At 65.7% G+C, this 11,286-nt stretch carries 10 protein-coding genes and 1 pseudogene; 2 read left to right on the top strand and 9 right to left on the bottom strand.

Going from position 1 to position 11,286, the window contains the following annotated elements; translation table 11 throughout:
• Positions 1-49: 49 nt before the first annotated feature.
• From ptsP to rfbD, 7 genes are all read right to left on the bottom strand, one after another.
• Positions 50-1,825 (bottom strand): phosphoenolpyruvate--protein phosphotransferase, encoded by a 1,776-nt coding sequence (gene ptsP / locus DK459_RS25695; protein ID WP_054444177.1) that lies wholly within the window; start codon positions 1,823-1,825, stop codon positions 50-52.
• 43 nt (positions 1,826-1,868) lie between these two features.
• Positions 1,869-2,138, bottom strand: a complete 270-nt coding sequence (locus DK459_RS25700; protein WP_006387993.1) for an HPr family phosphocarrier protein — start codon at positions 2,136-2,138, stop codon at positions 1,869-1,871.
• A 110-nt stretch (positions 2,139-2,248) separates the two neighbouring features.
• The gene (locus tag DK459_RS25705; protein ID WP_110135144.1) at positions 2,249-2,650 is read right to left on the bottom strand and encodes a PTS sugar transporter subunit IIA; all 402 of its coding nucleotides are present in this window, start codon (positions 2,648-2,650) and stop codon (positions 2,249-2,251) included.
• Positions 2,651-2,667: 17 nt separating this feature from the next.
• Positions 2,668-3,645, bottom strand: coding sequence for a glutathione synthase (gene gshB / locus DK459_RS25710; protein WP_026385253.1), 978 nt, complete (start codon positions 3,643-3,645; stop codon positions 2,668-2,670).
• A 163-nt stretch (positions 3,646-3,808) separates the two neighbouring features.
• The gene (gene infC, locus DK459_RS25715) at positions 3,809-4,360 is read right to left on the bottom strand and encodes a translation initiation factor IF-3 (protein WP_076410237.1); all 552 of its coding nucleotides are present in this window, start codon (positions 4,358-4,360) and stop codon (positions 3,809-3,811) included.
• Between the two features lie 20 nt (positions 4,361-4,380).
• The gene (gene thrS / locus DK459_RS25720) at positions 4,381-6,333 is read right to left on the bottom strand and encodes a threonine--tRNA ligase (protein WP_006387989.1); all 1,953 of its coding nucleotides are present in this window, start codon (positions 6,331-6,333) and stop codon (positions 4,381-4,383) included.
• A 341-nt stretch (positions 6,334-6,674) separates the two neighbouring features.
• Positions 6,675-7,589, bottom strand: coding sequence for a dTDP-4-dehydrorhamnose reductase (gene rfbD, locus DK459_RS25725; protein ID WP_006387988.1), 915 nt, complete (start codon positions 7,587-7,589; stop codon positions 6,675-6,677).
• 292 nt (positions 7,590-7,881) lie between these two features.
• On the opposite strand from rfbD, the gene DK459_RS25730 reads away from it, so the two are divergent.
• A complete protein-coding gene (locus DK459_RS25730) occupies positions 7,882-8,616 on the top strand; it encodes a response regulator (RefSeq protein WP_006387987.1) in 735 nt (244 codons plus the stop codon).
• 54 nt (positions 8,617-8,670) lie between these two features.
• On the opposite strand, the gene hemN is transcribed toward DK459_RS25730, so the two are convergent.
• Entirely contained in the window at positions 8,671-10,098 is a 1,428-nt protein-coding gene (gene hemN / locus DK459_RS25735; RefSeq protein ID WP_006387986.1) for an oxygen-independent coproporphyrinogen III oxidase, read from the bottom strand.
• A gap of 162 nt (positions 10,099-10,260) precedes the next feature.
• Here hemN and DK459_RS25740 point away from each other — a divergent pair, with 162 nt between their 5' ends.
• Positions 10,261-10,524 (top strand): hypothetical protein, encoded by a 264-nt coding sequence (locus DK459_RS25740; protein ID WP_006387985.1) that lies wholly within the window; start codon positions 10,261-10,263, stop codon positions 10,522-10,524.
• Positions 10,525-10,624: 100 nt separating this feature from the next.
• On the opposite strand, the pseudogene DK459_RS25745 reads toward DK459_RS25740, so the two are convergent.
• Positions 10,625-11,286, bottom strand: a pseudogene (locus DK459_RS25745) (glycosyl transferase); the annotation flags it as partial.

Raw genomic sequence — 11,286 nt, forward strand, 5'->3', positions numbered from 1 at the left:
TGCGCCGGGCTTTCCGTTCGTTGGGGCGAGACCCCAGCGTCAATGGCTCTCAGGCCAGGTCGAGCGTATCCAGATCCACCGGCAAGGCCCGGTTCAAGGCGCTGGCCACCTTCACGCGCAGCGCGTTGGTGTGCGCTCGCCGCACTTCCCGCTTCACGTCCAGCAGTTGCTGCGGATGCATGGAAAATTCGGTCAACCCCAGCCCCAGCAGCAGCCGCGTCATGCGCGAATCGCCGGCCATTTCGCCGCACACCGCCACCGGCTTGCCGGCCCGCTCGCCGGCATTGATGGTGTGGGCCACCAGCCGCAACACCGCCGGATGCAAAGGATCGTAGAGCGACGCCACGTCGTGGTCGCCGCGGTCGATGGCCAGCGTGTACTGGATCAGGTCGTTGGTGCCGATCGACAGGAAATCCAGCGCCTGCGCGAAGGGCTCGATCGCGATGGCGATGGCCGGCACTTCGACCATGGCGCCCACTTCCATGTGCGCCGCGTAGGCCTGGCCGCGCGCATCCAGCTCGCGCCGCGCCGACTCGATGGCGGCCCGCGTCGCCACCACCTCGTGCATGTGGGCGATCATCGGGATCAGCAGCCGCACCGGCCCATGGGCCGAGGCCCGCAGGATGGCGCGCAGCTGGGTCGCGAACATCTCCGGGCGCGCCAGGCAGTAACGGATGGCGCGCTGCCCCAGCGCCGGATTGGTGGCCACCGTGGCTTCGCCGTCCAGCGTCTTGTCCGAGCCGATGTCGAGCGTGCGGATGGTGACGGGACGGCCCGCCATCACCTTCACGACGGACGCGTAGGCCTCGTACTGCTCTTCCTCGCCCGGCAGGTCCGGACGCCCCATGAACAGGAATTCGCTGCGGAACAGGCCGATGCCGTGCGCGCCGGAGGCCAGCGCCAGCGCCGCCTCTTCCGGCAGTTCGATGTTGGCGTGCAGGACGATGTCGATGCCGTCGAGGGTGACGGACGGCTCGTCGCGCAACAGGCCGAGTTCGGCGCGCTCATCGGCGTAGGCGGACTGGCGGCGGCGGTATTCCTGCAGGATGCGTTCCGACGGATTGACCACCACCGCGCCGGCGGCGCCGTCGATGATCAGCATGTCGCCGTCGCGCACCAGCTCGCGCACGTTGCCCATGGCCACCACGGCCGGCACGCCCATGCTGCGCGCCACGATGGCGGTATGCGAGGTCGGCCCGCCCAGGTCGGTGACAAAGGCGGCGAAGCGTCCGCCGCGCAGGCGCAGCATGTCGGCCGGCGAGATGTCGTGCGCCACCACCACCAGCGCCTCGTCGCCGCCCATGTGCGACATGTCCGGCAGGATGGCCGAGGTGCCGGACAGCACGTGCAGCACCCGCTCGATCACCTGGCGCACGTCCGCGCCGCGCTCGCGCAGGTATTCGTCTTCCATGGCGTCGAACTGCTGGCCCAGGATCTGGCCCTGCGTGGTCAGCGCCCATTCGGCGTTGTAGTGCCGCTCGGCGATCAGCGCCAGCGTCTGCTCGGCCAGCAGCGGGTCGCCCAGCAACAGGCTGTGCACATTGAGCATCGCGCCCAGCTCGCGCGGCGCATCGGCCGGCAGGGTGTCGGCCAGTTGCCGCAATTCCTGCTGGGCCGAGGCCAGCGCCTCGGTCAGGCGGCTGCTCTCGGCCGGCACGTCCTCGGGCGCGATGCGGTAGTGCGCGACTTCCAGCGCCGCCGCCCCCATGACCACCGCGCGGCCGATGGCGTAACCGCGCGCCACGCCCTTGCCGTACAAACAAATAACGGGGCTGGCTGAGCCATCCCCGTCATGTGCAAGAACCGCGGTACCGGCCGCGGACATGCCGGCCCGGACGTCGTCCGGGCCGGCGGATTCGGAAGCGCTGCTATTCCTGTTCACCGAATTTGCTGTCGAACAGAGTTTCAATTTCGGAGAGGGCCTGCTCGGCATCGCTGCCCGAAGCCTCCAGCTTGACGGTCACGCCCAGGCCGGCGGCCAGCATCATGACCCCCATGATGCTCTTGGCATTGACCCGCTGCGCGCCCCGCGAGATGAAGATCTCGCTGGAGAACTTGCTCGCCAGTTGCGTCAGTTTGGCGGCCGCCCGCGCATGCAAACCCAGTTTATTGCTGATGACAATGTCTGTATTAGGCATAGGAGATATTATGACCACGGCATCACGCCGCAGTTGGTGATTGCAGCAAATTGTCGAACCGCTCATCGGCTTGAAATATTAGCCGAAATAATAGGACAAGTTCCTGCCCGTCAGTCTACCCGCAACACGCCCTGCACCCCGCCGGCCAGCGCCTTTTCGCGCGTCTCCGCCAAGGAGAGGTTACGGTAGGTCAAGGCGCGCAGCAGCATGGGGGTATTCAGGCCCGCCAGCACACAGCACTGGATGCCCTGCGCCTGGGCATCGGCCACGACGCGCTTGGAGATATTGGCGGGCGTGGCGCCGATCAGGTCGGTCAGCACCAACACCCCGCCGCCATGGTCCTGCTCCAGGATATCCTTGAGCACCGCGGGCGCCAGGTCGTCCGGCAAGTCCTCGGGCTGAATGTCGTGGATCGCCAGCATGCCGTCAAGGTTGCCCATGACATGGCTGGCGCATTCGCGCATGGCGGCGCCCAGCGGCGCGTGCACGACGATGACGATACCCGTGGTCATGGCGGATTCCGGCGCGCTCAGGCGGCAGCGGCCACGGCACCCGTCGCCACGGCCTTTTCCAGCGCCTCGACGAACATGCCCGCGACGTCGAAACCGGTCTGCTCGGCGATTTCCACGAAACAGGTGGGGCTGGTGACGTTGACCTCGGTGACGTAGTCGCCGATGACATCCAGGCCGACCAGCAGCAGGCCGCGCGCGGCCAGCCTGGGGGCCACCGCCTCGGCGATCTCGCGGTCGCGCGGCGACAGCGGCTGCGCCACGCCACGGCCGCCCGCGGCCAGGTTGCCACGGGTTTCGCCGGCCAGCGGAATGCGCGCCAGCGAATACGGCACCGGTTCGCCGCCGATCAGCAGGATGCGCTTGTCGCCCTTGACGATCTCGGGGATGTAACGCTGCGCCATGATGGTGCGCGCGCCGTTGTCGGTCAGCGTTTCCAGGATGGCGTTGAGGTTCGGGTCCTTGGGCTGCAGGCGGAACACGCCGGTGCCGCCCATGCCGTCCAGCGGCTTGACGATGACGTCGTGGTGGGTGTCGTGGAAGGCCTTCAGGCGCGCCATGTTGCGCGTCACCAGCGTCGGCGCGGTGAACTCGCTGATTTCGGTGATGGCCAGCTTCTCGGGATGATTGCGGATCGCCGCGCCACCGTTGAACACCTTGGCGCCTTGCGCCTGGGCGTATTCGAGCAGGTGGGTGGAATACACGTATTCCATGTCGAAAGGCGGGTCTTTGCGCATCACCACCGCGCCGAAATCGGCCAGCGGCAGGTCCTGCGGCGCCGATTCGCGCCACCAGTCATGGCCGTGCAGGTCGGCGCCATCCACCAGCTCGATGGGCGTGGTGACGGCCTTGACCGTGCCGGTCTCGATGTACAGGTCGCCCTGCATGGCCACGCTGAGCGTATGCCCGCGCGCCACCAGGGCACGCATCATGGCGACAGAACTGTCCTTGTACGCCTTCAAGAGCGGCAAGGGATCCAAAACGAACAAAACATGCATCGCGACACCCCGAACGTACACCGCCTTCCCTTTCGGGAAGGCGGCTATCTATGACATCGTAGCGCAGAGCCGCCCAATAAGCGAACCCGCCGAACATGGGCTGGACGGCGGGTCGCGGAGAAGAGCGGCCCGGCCTTCCCGGACGGGAAGGCCGGCAGGAGCTTTATGCCGCCGATTCGGGCTTGCCCGCGGGGGCAGCCTTCTTCTTGGGCGCCAGCACCATGACCATCTGACGGCCTTCGAGCTTCGGCATGGCTTCGACCTGGGCCAATTCCAGCAGATCGTCGCGCACACGCTCAAGTACCCGCATGCCCAGTTCCTGGTGGGCCATTTCACGGCCGCGGAACCGCAGCGTCACCTTGGCCTTGTCGCCTTCCTCGAGGAAGCGGCGCAGGTTGCGCAGCTTGACCTGGTAGTCGCCCTCATCGGTGGCCGGACGGAATTTGACTTCCTTGACCTGGATGACCTTCTGCTTCGAACGAGCTTCGGCCTGACGCTTCTGCTCTTGGTACTTGAACTTACCGTAGTCCATCAAACGGCAGACCGGCGGCTCGGCGTTCGGCGCGATTTCCACCAGATCCACGTCGTTTTGCTCGGAAAGACGGAACGCATCGGCGATCTTGACGATGCCCAGCTGTTCTCCGTCCAGACCTATCAGGCGCACCTCGGGGACGCGGATTTCACCGTTGATGCGATTGGCTTTTTCAGTGGCGATGTTGAAAGCTCCTAGAAATGTTAAGCAGCGCTGCCATCGGGTTGATTGACGTCGCGGCGGGTGGATACGTCTTCGGACAGGCGGGCGACGAAGTCGTCGAACGCAATGGCGCCGAGGTCCAGACCGCCCAATCCGCGTACGGCGACGGTACCGTTTTGCTTCTCCTTGTCGCCGACGACGAGGATGTACGGCACCTTTTGCAGGCTGTGCTCCCGAATTTTACGAGTGATTTTTTCACCGCGCAAATCGGACTCTACTCTAAAGCCTTGTTTTTTCAGGCTTTGCGTGATTTCAGCCGCATAATCGGCCGAAGGTTCGGAAATGCAGCACACCACGGCCTGCACCGGAGCCAGCCAGGGCGGCATCGCGCCGGCGTGGTTTTCGATCAGCATGCCGATGAAACGCTCCAGCGAACCCAGGATGGCGCGGTGCAGCATCACGGGCGGACGGCGCTGGTCGTTCTGGTCCACGTACTCGGCGCCCAGGCGCACGGGCATGGAGAAGTCGACCTGGATCGTGCCGCACTGCCAGTGGCGGCCGATGGCGTCCTTCAGCGTGTATTCGACCTTGGGGCCGTAGAACGCGCCCTCTCCCGGAGAGATCTCGAATTCGCAGCCGGTGCGGCGCAGGCTTTCCATCAGGGCCTGTTCGGCCGTGTCCCAGACCTCGTCCGAGCCGATGCGCTTTTCCGGGCGCGTGGCGACCTTGTACAGCACTTCGGTGAAGCCGAAGTCGCGGTAGACCTTCTGCAGCAGGGCCGTGAAGTCGGCGCATTCGTCCTGGAGCTGTTCTTCGGTACAGAAGATGTGGCCGTCGTCCTGCGTGAAGCCGCGCACGCGCATCATGCCGTGCAGCGAGCCGGACGGTTCGTTGCGATGGCACTGGCCGAATTCGCCGTAGCGCAGCGGCAGCTCGCGGTACGAGTGCAGGCCGGCGTTGAAGATCTGCACGTGGCCCGGGCAGTTCATGGGCTTGAGGCCATAGACGCGGTTCTCGGACTCCGTCGTGAACATGTTTTCACGGTAGTTGTCCCAGTGCCCCGTCTTCTTCCAGAGCGAGATGTCGAGGATCTGCGGCGCCTTCACTTCCTGGTAGCCGTTGTCGCGATAGACGGAGCGCATGTACTGCTCCACCTGCTGCCACAGGGCCCAGCCCTTGGGGTGCCAGAAAATCAGACCAGGCGCTTCGTCCTGGAAGTGGAACAGGTCGAGCTCGCGGCCGATCTTGCGGTGGTCACGGCGCTCGGCCTCTTCCAGCATGTGCAGGTAGGCTTCCTGTTCTTCCTTGGTGGCCCAGGCCGTGCCGTAGATGCGCTGGAGCATCTCGTTCTTGCTGTCGCCGCGCCAGTAGGCGCCGGCCACCTTCATCAGCTTGAAGACCTTCAGCTTGCCCGTGGACGGCACGTGCGGGCCGCGGCACAGGTCGATGAATTCGCCTTCGCGGTACAGGCTGAGCGGTTCGTTCGACGGGATCGAGGCGATGATCTCGGCCTTGTACTTTTCGCCAATGCCCTTGAAGAACTCGACGGCGTCGTCGCGCGACCAGACTTCACGCGTCACGACTTCGTCTTTCTTGGCCAGCTCGGCCATCTTCTTCTCGATGGCGGCCAGGTCTTCCGGCGTGAACGGGCGCTTGTACGAGAAGTCGTAGTAGAAGCCGTTGTCGATCACGGGGCCGATGGTGACCTGCGCGTCGGGGAACAGCTCCTTGACGGCATAGGCCAGCAGGTGGGCCGTGGAATGGCGGATCATGTCCAGCCCGTCGGCGTCCTTGGCGGTCACGATGGCCAGGCGGGCGTCGCCCTCGATGCGGTAGCTGGTGTCGACCAGCGTGGAGTCGGCGCCGTCAAAGGTCACGCGGCCGCCCAAGGCGGCTTTGGCCAATCCCGCGCCGATCGACTGCGCCACTTCGGCGACCGTGACCGGCCCCGGGTATTGGCGCTGCGAACCATCGGGCAATGTGATCTGTACCATCGGGAGTGCTTCCTGGGGTTCTTGGGAAAAAGAAACGAAATTCAGAAACGACAAACGCGGCTGGTAGCCGCGTTTATCTGGTTGTCTTGCTGAGTCCTACCGCTGACCTGACACGGTGAAACCCGACGCACGAAAAACTAACGCGACATAGGGCGAAAGTTCCGGGTCGTAGTTCGTGCCAGCGGGAAAAACATGGTATTCGGACCTTGCGGGGTAATTTCAGGACAACCTGGCGATGCGCCGCCAGCGAAACTGACGGGCTTTATCGTTGCCGATTGTAGCACCTTTTGCGCCCCTTTCGTGACATTGGCACGACAGTGCCGGCAAGATGCGTGTCCGGATCAGGCCAGGTTGCGGCTGTCGGCGATCGCGGCCAGGGCATGGGTCACCCCGTCCTCCCAGTGCGGGGCGCGGATTCCGAAGGTGCGCTCGAGCAGCCGGCTGTCGAGCCGCGAATTCAACGGACGGCGCGCCGTGGTGGGGTATTGATCGGATGGCACTGCCCGGATGTCGGCGGGCGTCAACGTGACCGCCAGGCCGGCGCGCCGGGCCTGCTGGGCGATGAAGCAGGCGTATTCATGCCAACTGGCGTCGCCGGTGGCCGCCAGATGGTACAGGCCGAACGGAAAGGCCTCGTCCGCCGGCCGCGCCAGGTAGCGAGCCAGGACCAGGGCGGTGGCATCGGCGATATAGGCGGCGCCCGTCGGCGCGCCGCGCTGGTCGCTCACCACACGCAGCGTCTCTGGTTGCCGCAAGGCCATGAGCATGGTCTTCAGGAAACTATTGCCGAACACGCCATAGACCCACGAGGTGCGGAACACCAGATGCGCGGGATTCATGGCGCGCACCGCCTGCTCGCCGGCCAGCTTGCTGCGGCCATAGACGTTCAACGGCGCCGGCGTGTCGCGCTCGTCATAGGCGCCGGGCTTGGCGCCATCGAACACGTAGTCGGACGAATAATGGACGATCAGCGCGCCGCGCTCGGCAGCCAGCGCGGACAGTTCGCCCGCGGCCTCGGCGTTGATGCGCATGGCGCGCACCCCATCCTCTTGCGCCCGTTCGACCGCGGTGAAGGCGGCCGCATTGACGATGACGTCGGGCTTTTCACGGCGCACCAGCCGCGCGATCTGCAGCGGATAGGTCAGGTCGCAATCGGCCCGGCCGACCGCCGTCACCACGCCCAGGGGCGCGAGGCTGCGCCGCAACTCGAAGCCGAGTTGGCCGTCCCTGCCTATCACCAGGATCTTCTTGGGCATCTGCCGTCCATCGCCATGCTTGCCTTGCGCCGCGGTCCGGCCACATGCCGGTCCGGAAAACAAGGGAATTCTATTCCCCGCGGGCGGCACCTCGCGAGCGGGCCAGTAACGTCGCGCTACGTTATTACGAATGTAGTTTCGTCTTATTCGCGTTTAGTTTTTGGCCGGAACGAGCCGTAAGACCCTAAGCTTCGCACTCGAATTTCGGACTGGTTACGGCGAGTACGGAGCCGCCGCCCACGGGCGCGCCCTTTTTACCGGACCGTTGCCATTGCCATTCTGTGGAGCCTTGATGAATACTGCCTCAGCGCCGGACGCCGCCTCCTTTTCCGAGCCGCGACCCAACGATGCAGGTGACCGCCCCAATTCTCGCAAGCACCTGCTGCTGTCGCGGCCGCCGCCCGTCATCCGGGTCGCGATCCTGGACGACCATCCGGTCGTCGCGCTGGGCGTCGGCGCCTACCTCGACTCGCGCCCCGGCTTCCGCGTCATCCACCAGGAAACCTCGGCCCGCAGGCTGCTAGAAAAACTCGCGACCTCGCCTTGCGACGTCGCCCTGATCGACTTCTACCTGCCCCAGGAGCCCTGGGACGGCGTCAACTACCTGCGCAGGCTGCGGCGCTATCACCCGTCCATGGCGATCATCACGTTCTCGGCCGGCAACCGCCAGGAGACCCAGTATGCGGCGTTCCGCGCCGGCGCCAACGGCTACCTGGCCAAGCAATGGGGCATGATCCTGCTGCCCGAGATGATCCACGGCGTCCTCAGCCGCAAGGACCCGTTCCTGTCCGTGCAGGAAGGCAAGATCCGCCCCCTGTCCCCCAGGCCGCCGCATGCCCTGCTGACCACTTCCGAGGTCGAAGTCCTGCGTCATATCAGCCAGGGGATGTCGGTCACGCAGATCGCCATGCGCCTGAAGCGCAGCAAGAAGACCGTCAGCACCCACAAGCGCCGCGCCATGCGCAAGCTGCAGCTGTCCGACGATCTGGCGCTGGCCCTGTTCCTGCGCGAAAAATTCGCGGAATGACCCCCACCCGGCGGCCGGCCGTCATCGCACGACGCCGACGCCCACTCCGGCGCCTCAAATGATGCGCGAGTAGCTGGCGCCCGTGCTGGCGCTGCGCAGATAGCCGTCGAACGCCATGGCGACCGCCCGGACGAAATACCAGCCCAGGCCGGTCACGCGCAGTTCGCCAGCGCCCAGGTTCACCAATCCCAGTTCGGCCAGGTTGGCCATCTGCGTCAGCTCCGGTCCGAAATACGTGCCGAACCGCAGGCCATGGCGCGCCTCCACGCGCGCGAAATCCACGCGTCCCTGGCACATGATGTCCATGATGACCTCACGGCGGACCAGATCGTCCGCATTGAGCGCCAGTCCCTTTTCGACCGCAAACCGGCCAGATTCGATGGCGGCGTAGTATTCGTCGAGGTCCTTGGCGTTCTGGCTGTAGGTATCGCCGATGCGGCCGATGGCCGATACGCCGAGCGCGACCAGGTCACGATCGGGTTGGGTGCTGTAGCCCTGGAAGTTGCGATGCAATTGGCCGCGCTGCTTGGCGATGGCCAGGGCGTCGGTGTTCAAGGCGAAATGGTCCATGCCGATGTAGGCGTAGCCCTGCTTCAGGAACCCTTCGATGGCCGCGCTGAGCAGCCCGACCCGCGTAGCGCGGTCGGGCAGGTCGAGCGGATTGATGCGCCGCTGCGGCTTGAAGCGTTCCGGCAGGTGGGCGTAGGCGTACAGCGCGATGCGGTCGGGCCGCAACGCGCTGACCTGGGCGATGGTGCGCGCGAAGGATTCGGCAGTCTGCAGCGGCAGGCCGTAGATGAGGTCGACGTTGATCGAGGCATAGTCCAGCGCGCGGGCGCTTTGCATCAGGTCGCGCACGTCTTCGAAGGACTGCACTCGATGCACCGCCACTTGCACGCGCGCATCGAAATCCTGCACGCCGAAGCTCAGCCGGTTGAAACCCAGCCGTCGCAATTTCTCCAGCCGCTGCGGGGTGGCCGTGCGGGGATCCACCTCGATGGAGATTTCCGCGTCTGGTTCGAAACGGAATGCGCCGCGCAAGTCCGCCATCAGGCGGTCCAGCTCTTCGTCGGACAGGAAGGTGGGCGTGCCGCCCCCGAAGTGAAGCTGCGAGACCGGCATGCCCGCGCCCAGTTCGGCCACGTGCAACGCGATTTCCCGCGCCAGGGCATCGAGGTAACGCGCGGCGCGATCGTGATGGCGCGTGATGACCTTGTTACAGGCACAGTAGTAACAGACGGAATCACAGAACGGAATGTGTACGTAGAGCGACAAGGGCTCGTTCGTACAGGCCTCGCGCCGTTGCCGCAAGGCCTGGCGGTATTCGGCTTCGGCAAAACCGGGGTGGTAGCGGTCGGCCGTGGGATAGGAGGTGTAGCGAGGACCGTTCTTGTCCAGCCGGGCCAGCAACTGGGGCGGAAAGAACGGTTCGGCCGCGGTGGCCGGCGGTTCGGCGGAGAGTGGGCGTAGGACGGCTTGCATACCCTTGATTATTCGCCTGAGGCTCCCCCCAGGCCTTGATCTTGCGCAAACGGGCTCGCAGGCAGGCAAAGGGGCGCAACAACCGAAACTGCCGGTCCCGGCGCGTGGCGGCGCCCCGCCCCGTAAAATGCGGGGATTCCCCCCATCACAAGGACCTTCCCCGTGGACACCGAACTCGACGGCCGCCTGCTCGCGCTGCGCCAGGCGCTGGCGATCGCCATCGCCCTTTCCACCCGCGGTAGCCCGCAAGCCACCGATATGGCGCTGGAGCTGCTGGACGACCTGAAGGCCAATCTGGACGACACGCCATCGGACAGCCCTTTCGACAAGCCCGAATGGGCGACCGGCGCGCACGACGAACTGGACGGCATTGCGCGCCTGGTGCGCGCCTTCACGCAGACGCCGGAACCCGATACCGGAACCTGATTCCCCGTTCAGCGAAGCGGGACGGCCGGCCGGGCCACGGACATGCGCCGCCGCTCGCCCTTCCCGTCCATCGCCACCACCCGGACGATCCCTGTCCGCGCTATTGCGCGGCATCGCCGCCGCAATCCGTGGCTGGCCGCCAGACCCGCCAGTACAGCGACGGAAACGCGGGTCCCACTGGCGCGAAGCCATCGGGCCGCGTCCGGCCCTTGCTCAATTCCAGGGCACCACACGCGGCCAGCAGGTCGGCGCCAACCCACGGGCTGAATCGCAGCTGCCCGTGGATCAATACCAACGGTTGCCCGGGCAGCCTCAACGCCAATGCGCCCGACTCCTCCCACGGCCCCGAGATCACGCGCACCGGACCGCCCAGTTCCGCGACGGCGCGCGGATGCAGCGTGTCCGCCAGGGCTTGCGCGTCGAAGTAACGCCAGTCGGAGGCGCGCCGCATCAGGCCGGCGCCATTGGGGCCGGTCAATTCCACCCGCGCCATCAGCAACAGCTGGATGAGCACGAACACCAGGACCGCCCGGCGCGGCCGGAAAGGCGCCTGCCAGGCCGATCGCGTCAGCTCCATCGCCGCCGGCACGACGAACAGCAGGAACGGCGTGCCCCAGTGCAACTGGATATGCGAACCCGAGATCAACGTCATCACGCTGACGAACAGCAGCGGGATCAGGCCGAACGACAGCAACAGCGCGCGGTTCAGCAATTGGTCGCCCCACCATCTGGCGATCTCGTGCGCGCGCCCGCTCCATGGCA

It is taken from the genome of Achromobacter sp. RW408 (assembly GCF_003184165.1).
GTDB lineage: Bacteria > Pseudomonadota > Gammaproteobacteria > Burkholderiales > Burkholderiaceae_B > Achromobacter > Achromobacter xylosoxidans.